The organism is Micromonospora matsumotoense (assembly GCF_050951065.1).
GTDB classification, from domain to species: Bacteria; Actinomycetota; Actinomycetes; order Mycobacteriales; family Micromonosporaceae; genus Micromonospora; species Micromonospora matsumotoensis.
Genome location: NZ_CP192025.1, coordinates 1,784,218 through 1,799,208, shown reverse-complemented (window position 1 = coordinate 1,799,208; position 14,991 = coordinate 1,784,218). Strand labels below are relative to the sequence as shown.

General features: G+C 72.2%; 15 protein-coding genes. 5 read left to right on the top strand and 10 right to left on the bottom strand.

The window, feature by feature from the left end; genetic code table 11:
• Positions 1-18: 18 nt before the first annotated feature.
• Positions 19-1,542 carry a tRNA (N6-isopentenyl adenosine(37)-C2)-methylthiotransferase MiaB gene (gene miaB, locus ACQP1S_RS08220; protein ID WP_432904822.1) on the bottom strand — a complete coding sequence of 508 codons (1,524 nt, stop codon included), beginning with the start codon at positions 1,540-1,542 and terminating at the stop codon, positions 19-21.
• Positions 1,543-1,608: 66 nt separating this feature from the next.
• Here miaB and ACQP1S_RS08215 point away from each other — a divergent pair, with 66 nt between their 5' ends.
• The gene (locus ACQP1S_RS08215; protein ID WP_091249519.1) at positions 1,609-1,836 is read left to right on the top strand and encodes a DUF2277 family protein; all 228 of its coding nucleotides are present in this window, start codon (positions 1,609-1,611) and stop codon (positions 1,834-1,836) included.
• 165 nt (positions 1,837-2,001) lie between these two features.
• Here ACQP1S_RS08215 and ACQP1S_RS08210 read toward each other — a convergent pair whose 3' ends face one another.
• Both ACQP1S_RS08210 and selD read right to left on the bottom strand, forming a co-directional pair.
• Positions 2,002-2,481, bottom strand: a complete 480-nt coding sequence (locus ACQP1S_RS08210; RefSeq protein WP_363666791.1) for a hypothetical protein — start codon at positions 2,479-2,481, stop codon at positions 2,002-2,004.
• A gap of 203 nt (positions 2,482-2,684) precedes the next feature.
• Positions 2,685-3,674: a selenide, water dikinase SelD gene (selD, locus tag ACQP1S_RS08205; protein WP_432904818.1), complete on the bottom strand. Its 990-nt coding sequence runs from the start codon at positions 3,672-3,674 to the stop codon at positions 2,685-2,687.
• 196 nt (positions 3,675-3,870) lie between these two features.
• Here selD and ACQP1S_RS08200 point away from each other — a divergent pair, with 196 nt between their 5' ends.
• Genes ACQP1S_RS08200 through ACQP1S_RS08185 form a run of 4 tightly spaced genes read left to right on the top strand, consistent with a single transcriptional unit; the run spans position 3,871 to position 7,283 of the window.
• Positions 3,871-4,626 carry an amino acid ABC transporter ATP-binding protein gene (locus tag ACQP1S_RS08200; RefSeq protein ID WP_091249511.1) on the top strand — a complete coding sequence of 252 codons (756 nt, stop codon included), beginning with the start codon at positions 3,871-3,873 and terminating at the stop codon, positions 4,624-4,626.
• A 57-nt stretch (positions 4,627-4,683) separates the two neighbouring features.
• Positions 4,684-5,562: a glutamate ABC transporter substrate-binding protein gene (locus ACQP1S_RS08195; protein WP_091249507.1), complete on the top strand. Its 879-nt coding sequence runs from the start codon at positions 4,684-4,686 to the stop codon at positions 5,560-5,562.
• A gap of 39 nt (positions 5,563-5,601) precedes the next feature.
• Positions 5,602-6,309, top strand: a complete 708-nt coding sequence (locus ACQP1S_RS08190) for an amino acid ABC transporter permease (protein ID WP_091249504.1) — start codon at positions 5,602-5,604, stop codon at positions 6,307-6,309.
• Positions 6,306-7,283, top strand: a complete 978-nt coding sequence (locus ACQP1S_RS08185; RefSeq protein WP_432904813.1) for an amino acid ABC transporter permease — start codon at positions 6,306-6,308, stop codon at positions 7,281-7,283. Before ACQP1S_RS08190 ends, ACQP1S_RS08185 begins: the two co-directional genes overlap by 4 nt.
• Before the next feature lie 203 nt (positions 7,284-7,486).
• On the opposite strand, the gene rny is transcribed toward ACQP1S_RS08185, so the two are convergent.
• From rny to ACQP1S_RS08150, 7 genes are all read right to left on the bottom strand, one after another.
• Positions 7,487-9,253 (bottom strand): ribonuclease Y, encoded by a 1,767-nt coding sequence (rny, locus tag ACQP1S_RS08180; protein ID WP_432904810.1) that lies wholly within the window; start codon positions 9,251-9,253, stop codon positions 7,487-7,489.
• Between the two features lie 690 nt (positions 9,254-9,943).
• Positions 9,944-10,648, bottom strand: coding sequence for a 3-keto-5-aminohexanoate cleavage protein (locus ACQP1S_RS08175; protein WP_432904807.1), 705 nt, complete (start codon positions 10,646-10,648; stop codon positions 9,944-9,946).
• A gap of 6 nt (positions 10,649-10,654) precedes the next feature.
• Positions 10,655-11,389, bottom strand: a complete 735-nt coding sequence (locus ACQP1S_RS08170; protein ID WP_432904804.1) for a regulatory protein RecX — start codon at positions 11,387-11,389, stop codon at positions 10,655-10,657.
• Positions 11,390-11,403: 14 nt separating this feature from the next.
• On the bottom strand, positions 11,404-12,450 hold the full coding sequence (recA, locus tag ACQP1S_RS08165; RefSeq protein ID WP_091249483.1) for a recombinase RecA: 1,047 nt from the start codon (positions 12,448-12,450) through the stop codon (positions 11,404-11,406).
• Between the two features lie 184 nt (positions 12,451-12,634).
• Positions 12,635-12,835, bottom strand: a complete 201-nt coding sequence (locus tag ACQP1S_RS08160; protein WP_091249479.1) for a DUF3046 domain-containing protein — start codon at positions 12,833-12,835, stop codon at positions 12,635-12,637.
• Positions 12,836-12,839: 4 nt separating this feature from the next.
• Positions 12,840-14,165 carry an MFS transporter gene (locus ACQP1S_RS08155; protein ID WP_432904800.1) on the bottom strand — a complete coding sequence of 442 codons (1,326 nt, stop codon included), beginning with the start codon at positions 14,163-14,165 and terminating at the stop codon, positions 12,840-12,842.
• 141 nt (positions 14,166-14,306) lie between these two features.
• Positions 14,307-14,990: a UdgX family uracil-DNA binding protein gene (locus ACQP1S_RS08150; protein ID WP_432904797.1), complete on the bottom strand. Its 684-nt coding sequence runs from the start codon at positions 14,988-14,990 to the stop codon at positions 14,307-14,309.
• Between the last annotated feature and the right edge of the window lies 1 nt (position 14,991).

Below are 14,991 nucleotides of genomic sequence, written 5' to 3'. Positions count from 1 at the left end.
GCCACCGGACCCGACGGGTCAGTGCGCGGCGCAGCCGGTCGTCGGCGCGGGCGGCGCGGCCGGCACACCGACCGTGGGCAACCCGAGCACCACCCCGGGGGTACGCGCGGCGCGGCCCGCCTCGGCGGCGTCACCGGCCCGGGTGCGCCGGTGCGCCAGCGGGGCGCCGTCGGCGTTGAGGTGGTGCGGGGCGGCGTACGTGATGGTGGTGTGCACGATGTCCCCCGGCCGGATCGCGCCGGGCTGACTGCTCGCGCCGGGCTGGCCGGTCGCGCCGGTGGCGAAGTGCACCAGGCGGCCGTCGCGGGCCCGGCCGGAGAGCCGGCCGGTGCGCTCGTCCTTGCGGCCCTCGCCGACGGCGACCAGCACCTCGACGGTCTCGCCGACCAGGCGCTTGTTCTCCGCCCAGGTGATCTCCTCGACCGTGGCGATCAGCCGCTCGTAACGCTCCTGCACCACCTGCTTGGGCAGTTGGTCGGGCATGGTGGCGGCCGGGGTGCCCGGGCGCTTGGAGTATTGGAAGGTGAACGCCGAGGAGAACCGGGCCGCGCGCACCACGTCCAGCGTGTGCTGGAAGTCGGCCTCGGTCTCGCCGGGGAAACCCACGATGATGTCGGTGGTGATCGCCGCGTCCGGCATCGCCGCCCGGACCTTGTCGATGATCCCCAGGTAGCGCTCGGACCGGTAGGACCGGCGCATCGCCTTGAGCACGTCGTCGGAGCCGGACTGCAACGGCATGTGCAGCGAGTGGCAGACGTTCGGGGTCTCGGCCATCGCGGCGATCACGTCGTCGGTGAAGTCCTTCGGGTGCGGGCTGGTGAAGCGGACCCGCTCCAGCCCGTCGATGTCGCCGCAGGCGCGCAGCAGCTTGCCGAAGGCGTACCGGTCGCCGAACTCGACGCCGTAGGAGTTGACGTTCTGGCCGAGCAGGGTCACCTCCAGCACCCCCTCGGCGACCAGGGCACGCACCTCGGCGAGGACGTCGCCGGGGCGGCGGTCCTTCTCCTTGCCGCGCAGGGCGGGCACGATGCAGAACGTGCAGGTGTTGTTGCAGCCCACCGAGATCGACACCCAGCCGGCGTACGTCGACTCGCGCCGGGCCGGCAGGGTGGACGGGAAGACGTCGAGGGATTCGAGGATCTCCACCTCGGCGGCGGTGTTGTGCCGGGCCCGTTCCAGCAGCACCGGCAGGGAGCCGATGTTGTGGGTGCCGAACACCACGTCCACCCAGGGGGCCTTGCGGACGATGTCGCCGCGGTCCTTCTGGGCCAGGCAGCCACCGACGGCGATCTGCATCCCCGGGTGCCTGTCCTTCACGGGGCGCAGGTGACCGAGGTTGCCGTAGAGCCGGTTGTCGGCGTTCTCCCGGACGGCACAGGTGTTGAACACCACCACGTCCGGGTTGTCGTCGGCCTCGGCGAGCCGCACGTAACCGGCCTGTTCCAGCAGGCCGGAGATGCGCTCGGAGTCGTGCACGTTCATCTGGCAGCCGTACGTGCGCACCTGGTAGGTGCGCGGGCTGCCCACGGCTGCGGTAGTCATGACATGCACAGCGTATCCGGGCCGCCCGGTCCGGGCCGACCGGGAAGACCCCCACGAGGAGAAGCCATGTGCCGGAGCATCAAGACCCTGCGTGAGCCGTACGTCCCGACGGTCACGCCGGCCGACATCGAGGCGGCGGCGTTGCAGTACGTGCGGAAGGTGTCCGGTTTCCGGGCCCCGGCCGCGCACAACGCGGCGGCGTTCGAGGCGGCGGTGAGCGCGGTGACCGCCGCCACCGCGACCCTGCTGGACCAGTTGCAGGTCCGGGGCGTCCGCCCCACCGCCGCGCCCTGACCCACCCGCTGGACCACCGCCGTGGACGGGCCACCGGCTGACTCACCGGCCGCGCCCTGGCCCACCCGGTCGTGGACGGGCCGCAGCGGGCCGGACGGCCGCGCCCGGCGGGTCCGGGTGGCGAACCCGCAGGACGGCCCGGGGCGGGTCGCCCGGCGGGGTCGGTCAGGCGGCGGCCAGGGCCGGGTTGACCGAGTCGGGTGCCCAACGCGAGCGGCAGCACCGCGACCAGCCCCGACAGCCCGGGTGCGCCAGGGTGCAGAGCCGGCGGGCGGACAGCACCTCACCGTCGTCGGTCTCGGTCACCGCGAAGTGCACCGGGCGGATCGTGCCTCCCGGCGCGACCAGCAGGTGCCGGCCGGCGTCGAGGGTGTCGTCGGCCAGCAGGCAGTCCCGGTCGAGCAGCCGGGCCAGCGCGGCGACCGCGCTCAGCTCGTGCAGCGACTCGGGTACGCCGTAGCAGTCGACGATCGTCCCGAACTCCCCCGGGGCCTCCCAGACGTCGCAGATCACCGCGTACGTGGGCAGCCGGGCCGGATCGGCCACGGCCAGGGGCATCACCACCCGACCGAGCGCCTCGGCCAGGGCCGGGTACACCTCCACGGGTGCGGCGCGGTCGATTCTCCAGTTCCACAGCTCGGTCATGCCGCCTCCTCGCTGCGTTAGTCCCACCGGCCTCCGGATCGGGCCTTACTCACGATGGTGGGGGGCATTTGACCTCAGCCGGGGGCAAGTTACCGGTCTGTGACCATTCCGGGCAAAATTTCCCAGTACCTCATTGCACGGAGTAGCGGGAAGATGACAGTTTATCGGGTACGGTGCCCCCGGCTGGCCAGCCGGACGGCGCGTCAGCGGATGACGACCATCGACTCGCCCCGGGGCAGCAACTCGCCGATCACCGTGCCGCCGGGCACCTCGCCGGCGAGCAGCAGCCCACCGGAGGTCTGCGCATCGGCCAGCAGCAGCCGATCCTCCTCACCGGTCGACCCGAACCCGGTCCACGGCGCCACCCAGTCCAGGTTGCGGCGGGTGCCACCGCTGACGTACCCGTCCCGGACCGCCGCCCGGGCACCGGGCAGGTAGGGCACCCGGGCGGCGTCGATCGCCACCGTGAGCCCGCTCGCCCGGGCCAGCTTCGAGGCGTGCCCGAGCAGTCCGAAGCCGGTCACGTCGGTGCCGCAGCGGATGCCGGCCGCGACGGCGGCGCGGGCCGCGTCCCGGTTGAGGGTGGTCATCAACGCCACCGCCTCGGCGGACACCTCACCGGTGGCCTTGTGCCGGGTGTTCAGCACCCCGACGCCGAGTGGCTTGGTCAGCGACAGCGGCAGCCCGGCCCGGCCGCCGTCCAGGGTGATCAATTCCTCGGGACGCACCAGGCCGGTCACCGCCAGCCCGTACTTGGGGCCGTCGTCGTCCACGCTGTGCCCGCCGGCCAGGTGGCAGCCGGCCTCCCGGGCCACGTCCTGACCGCCGCGCAGCACCTCCCGGGCCAGCTCCAGCGGCAGCGTGTCCCGGGGCCAGCAGAGCAGGTTCAGGGCGACCAGCGGGGTACCGCCCATGGCGTACACGTCGGAGAGGGCGTTGGCGGCGGCGATCCGCCCCCAGTCGTAGGCGTCGTCGACGACCGGGGTGAAGAAGTCGGCGGTGGTGACCAGGCCGGTCCGCTCGTCCAGCCGGACCACCGCGGCGTCGTCGCCGTGGTCCAGGCCGACCAGCAACTCGGCGGTGCCGGTGGCCGGGCCGAGACCGGCGACCATCGCCTCCAGCTCCCCCGGTGGGATCTTGCAGGCGCAGCCGCCACCACGCGCGTGCTCGGTCAGGCGGACCCGGTCGGTCATCCCCCCATGATCTCCGTCACCCGGCCCACCCGCCACCCGACAGGGCCGCGGGGTGACGAAATTCGGACGCCGGAGCACACCCGACACCGGTGTTACCTCTCCGTGACCCGCTGAGTGGCGATCCGCCACGTCGCCCCGCCTACAGTGGCCCAACCGGGGGTCGACCGACCCCGCTTCCGGTACGACGACAGGGACGGTGGACGACGTGGCGACCGGCGAACCGCTGATCGTGCTGGACCGGGTCAACAAGTGGTTCGGCCCGCTGCACGTGCTGCACGACGTGTCACTCTCCGTCGACAAGGGCGAGGTCGTGGTGGTGATCGGGCCGTCCGGCTCCGGCAAGTCGACGCTGTGCCGGGCGATCAACCGGCTGGAGCCGATCAACGACGGCACGATCGTCTTCGACGGCCAGCCGCTGCCGGCCGAGGGCAAGGCGCTGGCGAAGCTGCGCAGCGAGGTCGGCATGGTCTTCCAGTCGTTCAACCTCTTCGCCCACAAGACCATCCTGGAGAACGTCGCACTCGGGCCGATCAAGGTCCGCAAGGAGAAGCCAGCCGCCGCCCGCGAGCGTGGCCTGGCCCTGCTCGACCGGGTCGGCATCGCCAACCAGGCCGACAAGTACCCGGCCCAGCTCTCCGGTGGCCAGCAGCAGCGGGCGGCGATCGCCCGCGCGCTGGCCATGCAGCCCAAGGCCATGCTCTTCGACGAGCCGACCAGCGCGCTCGACCCGGAGATGGTCGGCGAGGTGCTGGACGTGATGACCTCGCTGGCCAGCGAGGGCATGACGATGGTGGTGGTGACCCACGAGATGGGCTTCGCCCGGCACGCCGCCAACCGGGTGATCTTCATGGCCGACGGGCAGCTCGTCGAGGACGCCCCGCCGACGGAGTTCTTCGCCAACCCGCGCAGTGAGCGGGCCAGAGACTTCCTCTCCAAGATCCTCACGCACTAGGCGTCCGTAGTGGAGCGTGCCGGTCACCGGTGCATTCCGACGAAGAAGGAGATCAGTATGCGTATGAAGCGCGTGGCGGCAGTCGCCGCGGCGGCTACTCTGGCGCTCGGCCTGGCCGCCTGCGGCGGCGACGACGCCGACGAGGGCACCGGTTCCGGCAGCAAGTCCTTCGCCGCCGGCAGCACCATGGAGAAGCTCAACAAGGCGCAGAAGATCAAGGTCGGCACCAAGTTCGACCAGCCCGGCTTCGGCCAGAAGGGCCTGTCGGGCAAGCCGGAGGGCTTCGACGTCGAGGTGGCCAAGCTCATCGTCAAGGAGCTGGGCATCCCTGCCGACAAGATCGAGTACGTCGAGACGCCGTCGAAGGTCCGTGAGGACGCCATCGTCAACGGTACCGTCGACCTGGTCGCGGCGACCTACACGATCAACGACAAGCGCAAGGAGCGGATCGCCTTCGCGGGCCCGTACTACGAGGCCGGCCAGAACATCCTGGTCAAGAAGGACGACACCACCATCACCGGCCCGGACTCCTTCAAGGACGGCACCAAGAAGGTCTGCTCGGTGACCGGGTCCACCCCGGCCGAGGAGATCAAGAAGTCCATCAAGGACGTCGGCACCCAGCTGGTGCTCTTCGACACCTACCCCAAGTGCCGCGACGCCCTCAAGGGCGGCCAGGTCGACGCCGTCACCACCGACAACGTGATCCTGCTCGGCTACATCGCCGAGGACGAGGCGTCGTTCAAGCTGGCCGGCGACAACTTCACCAAGGAGCCGTACGGCATCGGGGTGAAGAAGGAGGACACCGACTTCCGCAACTTCATCAACGACACGTTGGAGAAGGCGTTCAACGACGGCAGCTGGAAGAAGGCGTGGGACGACACCGCCGGCAAGTTCGGCGCGGAGCTGGGCACCGCGCCCACCATCAACCGTTACTGATCTGACCTCGATCTGGAGGGTGGGGAGGAACACCGGCCCGTGAGTGTGCTCATCGACAAGTTCGACGTCTTCGCGGGTGGTTTCTGGCTCACCCTCCAGATCTGCGTGCTCGCCGCGATCGGCGCCCTGATCCTGGGCGCCGTCATGGCGGTGCTGCGCATCTCGCCGGTGCCGCCGCTGCGCGCCGTCGGCACCGCCTACGTGACCGTGTTCCGGAACATGCCGCTGACCGTGGTGATGTTCTTCGCCGCCTTCGGTCTGCCGGCGCTCGGCTCCAACGCCGACTTCCTGCGAATCCCCGTGCTGGACTCGCTCTTCACCCGGCTCGGCACCGACCTGCCGTACTTCCGCTTCGCGCTGCTCGCCCTGGTGCTCTACACCGCCGCGTTCGTCTGCGAGGCGCTGCGCTCCGGGGTCAACGCGGTGCCGCCAGGTCAGGCCGAGGCGGCCCGGTCGCTCGGCCTGACCTTCGGCCAGAACCTGCGGCACGTGGTGCTGCCGCAGTCCTGGAAGGCGTCGGTGGTCCCGCTCGGTTCGGTGATCATCGCGATGATCAAGAACTCGGCGCTGATCGGCTTCTTCGGCGTGGTCGGCGACCTGTCCCAGACCGCCGACCAGCTCACCTCCGCCGAGGGCTACGCCTTCATCCCGGTCGCCGTCGGCATCTCGATCGGCTACCTGATCATGACCGTGCCGCTCGGCGCACTGCTCGACCGGCTGGAGAAGCGACAGGCGGTGGCCCGATGAGTCAGCAGACCAGCGTCCTGTACGACGTCCCCGGTCCCCGCCAGCGACGGATCACCCTGATCGGCAGCATCGTCGCCACCGTGCTGCTGGCCGTCGGCGCGTACTTCCTGATCTACCGGCCGCTGGACGACAAGGGCCAGTTCTCGATGGAGCTGTGGGGGCCGCTGGTCGACCCCTCCCACGAGAACTTCTCCCAGGTCTGGGACCGGATCGGCTTCGGCCTGAAGAACACGCTGACCGCCGCGGTGCTGGCCATCGTCGCCTCGCTGGTGGTCGGCACCCTGCTCGGGTTGCTGCGAATCCAGCTCAAGAGCCTGACCCGGCGACGCTTCACCGGGCTGGCCACCCCGCTGGCATACCTGCTGCGCGGGTTGAGCGGCACCCTCTCGGCGGTCACCCGGGTCTGCGTCGAGGTCTTCCGGGGCCTGCCGGTGGTGCTCACCATCTTCTTCGTGGCTCGGGGCTTCCCCGAGTTCGGCATCTCGTTCGACTCGCTGTGGTACCTGGTCATCGGCCTGACCGTCTACAACTCCGTGGTCATCGCCGAGATCCTCCGCTCCGGCATGGAGGGGCTACCCGGCGGGCAGGCCGAGGCCGCCGCCGCGATCGGCCTCTCCCCCGCGCAGACCACCCGGATGATCCTGCTCCCCCAGGCGTTCCGGATCATGCTGCCGGCGCTGATCAGCCAGCTCGTCGTGGTGCTCAAGGACACCTCGCTGGGCTTCATCATCAGCTACGAGGAGACCCTCAACATCGGCAAGCAGCTCATCGGCGTGCTGGACAACCCGATCCAGGTCTACGTGGTGATCGCCGCGCTGTTCATCCTGTTCAACTACTCGCTGTCGAAGCTGGCCCAGTACGTCCAGCGGCGACTCTCCCGGGGCCGTAAGTCGGCCGGCACGCCGGCCCCGCAGCCCCCGGCCACCGCGCTCGTCTCGCAGGCCGAGGGCGGCGGAGGCGGCGGCGGCAACTGACACCCACCTGCACAAGCTGAGCGAGGGCCGGCCCGGAGATCCGGGCCGGCCCTCGCCGTGTCGTTCGACGGTCGCTGTCGCCTCACGCCAGGTCGTTCCGTTGCGCTGGTCGCGCGTTTCCCCTGGCCGGCGGCGGCCCCACCGGGTGATGGGCCGGTGGCACCCCGGCCGGGTGGGTGGTGAAGCGGCCGGGCCGCCGCCGGTCAGCGGGCGATCTCGGTGACCCGGGACTCGCGGACCACGGTCACCCGGATCTGCCCCGGGTAGGTCAGCTCCTCCTCGATCTGCTTCGCCACGTCCCGGGCCAGGACCGCCGCGCCGATGTCGTCGACGTCGTCCGGCTTGACCATCACCCGGATCTCCCGGCCCGCCTGCATCGCGAAGACCTTCTCCACGCCGGTCTTGCCGGCCGCGATCTCCTCGATCCGTTCCAGCCGCTTGACGTACGCCTCCAGGCTCTCCCGCCGGGCCCCCGGCCGCCCGCCTGAGCAGGCGTCGGACGCCTGGGTGAGGACCGCCTCGATGGTCTGCGGCGGCACCTCGTTGTGGTGCGCCTCGATGGCGTGCACCACGTCCTCGCTCTCGCCGTACTTGCGGGCCAGGTCGGCGCCGATGATGGCGTGGCTGCCCTCCACCTCGTGGGTGAGCGCCTTGCCGATGTCGTGCAGGAACGCCGACCGCTTTATCGTCGGCACGTCCAGCCGCAGCTCGGCGGCCATGATCCCGGCGATGTGCGCGGTCTCCACCAGGTGCTTGAGCACGTTCTGCCCGTACGACGTGCGGTAGCGCAGCCGACCGAGCAGGGTGACCAGCTCGGGGTGGATCTCGGTGATGCCCACCTCCACCAGCGCGTCCTCGGCGGCCCGGTGGCACAGCTCCTCCACCTCCTGCCGGGCCAGGTCGTGCACCTCCTCGATCCGGTGCGGGTGGATCCGCCCGTCGAGGACCAGCTTCTCCAGGGTGAGCCGACCCACCTCGCGGCGGACCGGGTCGAAGCAGGAGAGCAGCACCGCCTCCGGGGTGTCGTCGATGATCAGGTTGACCCCGGTCACCGACTCGAAGGCGCGGATGTTGCGCCCCTCCCGGCCGATGATCCGCCCCTTCATCTCGTCCCCCGGCAGGTGCAGGACGCTGACCACGCTCTCCGCGGTCTGCTCGCTGGCCACCCGCTGGATGGCGTCCACCACGATGTGCCGGGCGCGCTGCTCGGCGGTGTTGCGGGCGTCGGACTCGATGTCCCGCACCAGCAGCGCCGCCTCCCGCTTGGCCTGGGTCTCGATCACCTCGATCAGCTCGGTGCGGGCCGAGTCGGCGGTCAGTCCGGCGACGCGTTCCAACTCCCGACGGCGCTGCTCCTCGGCCACGGTCAGCGCGGCCTCCCGGGCACTGATCGCCGCCTCCCGCTCGGCCAGCGCGGCGCTGGCGGCGGTGAGCTGCCGCTCGCGTTCGGCCAGCCGCTCCACCTCCTCGGTGTGCAGCCGTTCCCGCTCGTCCATCCGGGCGGCCCGGCGTTCCACCTCGGCCGCCTGTTCCCGCGTGGTCGCGGCGAGCACCGCCACCTCACGCTCACCGCTGCGGCGGGCGCTGGCCCGCAACTGCTCGGCGTCCGCCTCGGCCTGCTTGTGGGCGCGTTCCAGGACGGTGTCCGCCTCGGCGCGGGCGTCGTCGAGGACCCGGCGGGCCTCCGCCCGGGCCGACTTCGCCTCCGCCTTGGCCCCGGCCGCCTCGGCACGGGCTGCGGAGGCGGCGGACTTCGCCACGTCGATGGTGCTGTTCACCTCGTCGGCGGCGGTCCGCAGGGCGGCCAGCGACTGTTCCTGGCGGTCCTTCTCGGCGATGAAGGCGGGGTCCTGCGGGGCCGGGGCGGCACCGATGCGGCGCAGCGCCCGTACGCCGATCAGGACGGCGCCGACCACGACCAGGGCGAGGACCCCGACGACGACCAGGAGCACCAGATCGAAGGTGTTCATGCCGATGTCCCGTCACCGGGGCCGGTGGGCCGCCACACCGCGTCGGCGCACCCGCGCTCGCCACCGCCTCCTGGGGACCCCCGGTCCCTGTGCCGACCCACCATGGTCGTGCCTCCCCAAACGTCTACGCCGCAGGGGAACCGTGCCGATGGGCACGCACCTCTGCGGCTCTGGACGCCCGACCGAGCGGCTGGCCGTGGGGATAGCTCTCCGTCGGCGGTGCCCATGCGGCATCGCCGACAGCCGGGTGCAGTTGTCGGGTCGGCTCCGGACCGGCTGTCCGGAGCGACCGTCAAGGCCGGTGGAGCTGGCCAAAGTGATGCGGTTCTGTTACGAGATCTATGTTGTGCGCTTAGCCTGCGCTGGTCGGGCAAAGTGAGCCTGTATGGCGAGGCTAGGTCTCGGAAGGCCGATCGGTCAAGAACTCATGATCAAACCCCCCGAACGGAGAGAGTTGACAACGTCACCCATTGGTGATCCAAATCCGGACACCACGCCATAAAAAGTTGATTCTTCCGCCCGACCGGTCCGCTTCAGCTCCCTGCGCGGGCCGCACGGGCCGGCAGGATCAGCGCCCGACGGCAGCGGGGCGGGTGACCCGCAGTGCTGGCCCAGCCGGTCGACCAGCACGAGGTGGCCGCCCGGCTCGCGGACCGCCTCGCCACCGGCCCGCTGACCGGGGCGGCAGGGTCAGCCGGTACCCCACGCGCGGGCGCACGTCACCAGCGCGGCGTTGTCTCGGGCGGGTGAGCCGTCCGGGAGGTGCAGGGTGTCCTCCAGGCCGATCCGGGTGTCCAGACCCCGGCGGACCGCCTCGGCGAACACCGGCCAGGTGGCCACCCCCTCCCCGTGCAGCAACGCCGGAGGATCACCCGGGGCGAGGGTGGCGAGCAGGTCGGCGGCGTCGGCCAGCGCCCGGGCCGGATCGTCGGCCAGGCACTCGACCAGGAGTCGACCGGCCGGCACCCGCCACCGCCGCCAGGCCCGGACGGCGTCCACCGTCCAGAGGCCCGCCTCGACCAGCACGCCGCGCTCGTGCAGGGCCACCGCTACCGCCTCGGCACCGTCCTCGTGCGCGTTCACCGAGGCGAAGTCCGGCAGCACCGACCAGGCGCGTACGGCGGCCACCCGGTCGGCCGGGTCGGGCGCGATCCATGCGCCGGTGCTCACCCCCACCGGCAGGCCGGGCCGGGCGGCGCGGATGGCGGTCACCGCCCCGGCGATCACCGGCGGCGCCAGCGACTCGGCACCGTCGGCGTCCCGTGGGTGTACGTGCACCGCCGTCACTCCCCGCGCGGCGCAGCGGACCGCGTCAGCGGCCAGCTCGGCGGCGGTCAGCGGCACGGCGGGGTGCTCGGCACGCGAGCGGGTGCCGTTGAGGGACGCCTTCCACACGCCCGGTCAGCCCCGCTCGCCCTCGGCCTCGGCCAGGGCGTCGGCGTCGATCTGCTCGGCGAACTCGGCGGCCTCGGCGCTCTGGGCGGCGAGGGCGTCCTTCACCGCCCGGATCGCCACCCCGGGTGGATAGCCCTTGCGGGCCAGCATGCCGACCAGCCGGCGGAACACCGCGTCGGGCTCGCCCCGGGCGGTGCGCAGCTTCCGGTCGACCAGTGCCCGGGCGGTCTCCGCTTCGGTCTCCTCGTCCAGCTCACCGAGGGCTTCGCTGGCCACCTCGCCGTCCACGCCACGCTGGCGCAGCTCGTTGGCGAGCGCCCGGCGGGCCAACCCGCGACCGTTGTGCCGGCTGGAGACCCAGGCCCGCGCGAAGGCCGCGTCGTCGATGATGCCGACCTCGTCGTAGCGGTCGAGCACTTGGGCGGACACCTCGTCGGAGATGCCCTTCTTGGCCAACGCCCCGGCCAGCTCGGCCCGGGTGCGCGGACGCACCGCGAGCTGCCGCAGGCAGATCTCCCGGGCCATCTCGCCCTCGTCGCGGGGCTTCGACTCGACCGGGGTCGGCCCGGTCCCGTCGGGCCGACCCCGGCCACCCCGCCGAGGCCTGGTGCTTTCGGCCCAGGGCGGGCCGGCGTCGGCCCCGACCGGGTCGTCGGCATCCGCCCGGGATGAGTGGTCGGCACCCGCGCGGGGAGGGGCGGCATCCCAGCCCCGCCCCGTGCGGGCGCGTCGTCCTGCCATTCGACCGCGACCGGTCAGAAGTCGACAGGCGGCAGCTCAGGGCCACCGGCGGCGTCACCCGCGCCGACCCCGACGCCGAGCTTCTCCAGGATCTTCTTCTCGATCTCGGCGGCCACGTCCGGGTTCTCCTTGAGGAACTCCCGGGCCTTCTCCTTGCCCTGGCCGAGCTGGTCACCGTCGTAGGTGTACCAGGCGCCGGACTTGCGGATGATCGCCTGCTCCACGCCGACGTCGATCAGCGAGCCCTCGCGGGAGATGCCCTTGCCGTACATGATGTCGAACTCGGCCTGCTTGAACGGCGCGGCGACCTTGTTCTTGACGACCTTGACCCGGGTGCGGTTACCGACCACGTCGGTGCCGTCCTTGAGGCTCTCGATGCGGCGCACGTCGAGCCGGACCGAGGCGTAGAACTTCAGCGCCCGACCACCGGTGGTCGTCTCGGGCGAGCCGAACATGACGCCGATCTTCTCGCGGAGCTGGTTGATGAAGATCGCCGTGGTGCCGGTGTTGTTGAGCACGCCGGTGATCTTCCGCAGCGCCTGGCTCATCAGCCGGGCCTGGAGACCGACGTGGCTGTCGCCCATCTCGCCCTCGATCTCGGCGCGCGGCACCAGGGCCGCCACCGAGTCGATCACGATGATGTCGATCGCGCCGGAGCGGACCAGCATGTCGACGATCTCCAGCGCCTGCTCGCCGGTGTCCGGCTGGGAGACCAGCAGGGCGTCGGTGTCGACGCCGAGCGCCTTCGCGTAGTCGGGGTCGAGCGCGTGCTCGGCGTCGACGAAGGCGGCGATGCCGCCGGCCCGCTGGGCGTTGGCCACCGCGTGCAGGGCGACCGTGGTCTTACCGCTGGACTCGGGGCCGTAGATCTCGACGACCCGGCCCCGGGGCAGGCCACCCACCCCGAGCGCCACGTCGAGCGCGATGGACCCGGTCGTGATCACCGACGTCTGGATGACCGGGCGCTCGCCCAGCCGCATCACCGACCCTTTACCGAACTGCTTATCGATCTGAGCGAGAGCAAGGTCGAGTGCCTTCTCCCGGTCGGGCCCTGCGGCCATGTTTGCCACCCCTGCCTTCGCCGGCGTCTTTCCTGAGCTTCGCGTCACGCGGACACGCTAGGCGCTAGGTCCGACAGAAAACCAGCCGACGGGCCGTGAGCTGTGGACGAGCACCCCGCTGTGGACAATAGCCGAACAGGTGTACGAGCCGGCAAGCGACACGCAGAAGTGCCGCAACGGCAGCTCAACGTAGCCGTGCGGGCACCCGGTCGGGGTATGCGGCGACCACCGCCCGCCACACGACGTGGGTCTGCTCACCGGCGGCGAGCGCCTGCGTGATGGTCCGCCCGTCGAGTTGGGAGAGCACCTGGTCGCTGGCGATGCTGGCCGCGTAACCCGGCCCGAAAGCCTCGTCCAGCCGGGTCCAGAAGTCGGTCAGCCGCACGTGATCACTCCTCCTCGTCGGGTGCCGTCGGTGGCACCCGACGCAACGCTAGCGCCACCAGCGGCACCACCGCGATCGCCGCCAGCAGGGTGAGGGTCGGATAACCCGCCAGCCGCATGACGAACCCGCTGGCCGCCGCCGCGCCCGCCCCGGCCAGCCCCATCGTCAGGTCGGACAGCCCCTGCACGCTGGGGCGTACCCCGGACGGGACCGCCTCGGACAGCAGCGTCGAACCGGCCACCATGGTCGCCGACCAGCCCAGCCCGAGCAGGGCCAGGCCGACCGAGAGGCGCGGCGTGTGGTGCCCGGCGGTGCCGGCCACCGCGCAGGCGGCCAGCAGCATGCCGCCCCCACCGAGGATCACCGCGCGTCGGCCCAGCCGGTCGGTGAGCCAGCCCACCACCGGAGAGAGGGCGTACATGCCGGCGATGTGCAGGCTCAGCACGATGCCGACGACCCGCAGCACGTCCGCGTCGGAGTGCGACTCGCCGAGGCGTACCGGAGTCATCGCCATCACCGCGACCATCACCAGGTGGCCGACCGCGACGGCGGCGATGCCCAGCCGGGCGGCCGGTCGCCCACGGACCACCCGCCAGGCCGCCCGCATGCCGACCCGCCGCGCGCCCGGCGCGGTGTCCGTCACCGGCGACGCGGCGGCCCCGGCCACCGGCGGTGTCCCCGCGCCGGCCGCCGCGAGCCGCCGCGCGGTGAGCAGCGGATCCGGCCGCAGCAGCAGCAGCAGTACGACCGCAGCCACGCCGAACGCGACGGCGCTGAACGCGAACGGGCCGGACAGCGACGGCAGGCCCCAGCCCCGGGTGAACCCGTCGGCGAGCGCGGCGAAGTTGGGTGCCGCCACCGCGCCGATGGTGGTGGCCCAGACGACCAGGGAGAGTTGCCGGCCCCGGCGGGCCGGCTCGGCGAGGTCCACCGCCGTGTAGCGGGCCTGGAGGTTGGCCGCCGTGCCCCCGCCGAACAGCAGCATCCCCAGGAAGAGCAGCGGCACCCCACCGGTGACCGTGGCGAGCACCACCAGCAGCGCCCCGACCGCCCCGATCAGGTACGCCACCACCAGCCCCGGGCGACGCCCGTGCCCGTTCATGATCCGGGTGACCGGTACGGCGAGCAGCGCCGCGCCGACCACCCCGCAGCTCTGCGCCAGCCCGGCCACGGCGGTGCCGGCGACCCGGGCCGCCAGCAACGCCCCGACCGAGATCCCGATGGCCACCCCGACCCCACCGATGATCTGCGTGACGAAGAGCAGCCGCAGCGTGCGCCGCTGGATCGGGGCGACGTCGGGCCGGGTCGGCGCGCGCAGGTCGACGGTCATCGCACGCTCCTGGTCCGGGGGGCCCATCGTCGCGCAGCCGGTCCGCCGCCCGCACCGGGGTTACCGGTCGGTGCGCGGCGGGGTGTGGTCGGGAACGCCCCGTCCCGTTCCCCGTGCCGCCGTGCCGGGACCCGCACCCGGTCAGCCGGCCAGGGCGCGGGCGGCCACGGTGAGGTCGTCGACCAACCCCCGGTAGGCGACGTCCTGGTTGTCGGCGCGCAGCACCGCCGACGGGTGGATGGTGGCCAGCACCCGGGCGGCGGGCGCGTCGGCGTCGTCCACCCGGGGGAAGTCCTCCGGGTGCTCGGCGGCGGCTGGCCAGGGCAGCAACTCGCCGCGCTGCCGGGTGACCCGGAACGCCGGGCCGAGCAGGGCCTTCGCCGCCGTCGCGCCGAGCACCACCACCAGTTCGGGGCGGAGCCGGGCGAACTCGGCGACCAGCCACGGCCGGCAGGCGACGATGTGCACCCGGTCCGGGGTCTGGTGGATGCGCCGCCGGCCGCGAAGCTCGTGTCGGAAGTGCTTCACCGCGTTGGTGATGTAGAGGTGGGCCGGGTCGAGACCGGCGTCGTCGACCGCCCGGCGCAGCAGCCGCCCGGCGGGGCCGACGAAGGGCAGCCCGTGCTGGTCCTCCAGGTCGCCGGGCTGCTCGCCGACGAAGACCACCCGGGCGCGTTCGTCGCCCCGGCCGAAGACGGTCTGGGTGGCGTCCCGGTACAGCTCGCAGCCCCGGCAGCCGGCGGCGGCGGTACGCAGCTCGGCCAGTGTGCCGGCCTGCGGCGGGATGAATTGCTGGGCACCGGGTGGGTCGGTCTGCTCGGCCATG

Excerpts from the sequence above, each read along its gene's own strand:
- miaB (WP_432904822.1), bottom strand. The coding sequence starts at position 1,542 with ATGACTACCGCAGCCGTGGGCAGCCCGCGCACCTACCAGGTGCGCACG.
- selD (WP_432904818.1), bottom strand. The coding sequence starts at position 3,674 with ATGACCGACCGGGTCCGCCTGACCGAGCACGCGCGTGGTGGCGGCTGC.
- ACQP1S_RS08170 (WP_432904804.1), bottom strand. The coding sequence starts at position 11,389 with ATGGCAGGACGACGCGCCCGCACGGGGCGGGGCTGGGATGCCGCCCCT.
- ACQP1S_RS08155 (WP_432904800.1), bottom strand. The coding sequence starts at position 14,165 with ATGACCGTCGACCTGCGCGCGCCGACCCGGCCCGACGTCGCCCCGATC.
- ACQP1S_RS08215 (WP_091249519.1), top strand. The coding sequence starts at position 1,609 with ATGTGCCGGAGCATCAAGACCCTGCGTGAGCCGTACGTCCCGACGGTC.
- rny (WP_432904810.1), bottom strand. The coding sequence starts at position 9,253 with ATGAACACCTTCGATCTGGTGCTCCTGGTCGTCGTCGGGGTCCTCGCC.
- ACQP1S_RS08185 (WP_432904813.1), top strand. The coding sequence starts at position 6,306 with ATGAGTCAGCAGACCAGCGTCCTGTACGACGTCCCCGGTCCCCGCCAG.
- recA (WP_091249483.1), bottom strand. The coding sequence starts at position 12,450 with ATGGCCGCAGGGCCCGACCGGGAGAAGGCACTCGACCTTGCTCTCGCT.
- ACQP1S_RS08150 (WP_432904797.1), bottom strand. The coding sequence starts at position 14,990 with ATGGCCGAGCAGACCGACCCACCCGGTGCCCAGCAATTCATCCCGCCG.
- ACQP1S_RS08195 (WP_091249507.1), top strand. The coding sequence starts at position 4,684 with ATGCGTATGAAGCGCGTGGCGGCAGTCGCCGCGGCGGCTACTCTGGCG.
- ACQP1S_RS08210 (WP_363666791.1), bottom strand. The coding sequence starts at position 2,481 with ATGACCGAGCTGTGGAACTGGAGAATCGACCGCGCCGCACCCGTGGAG.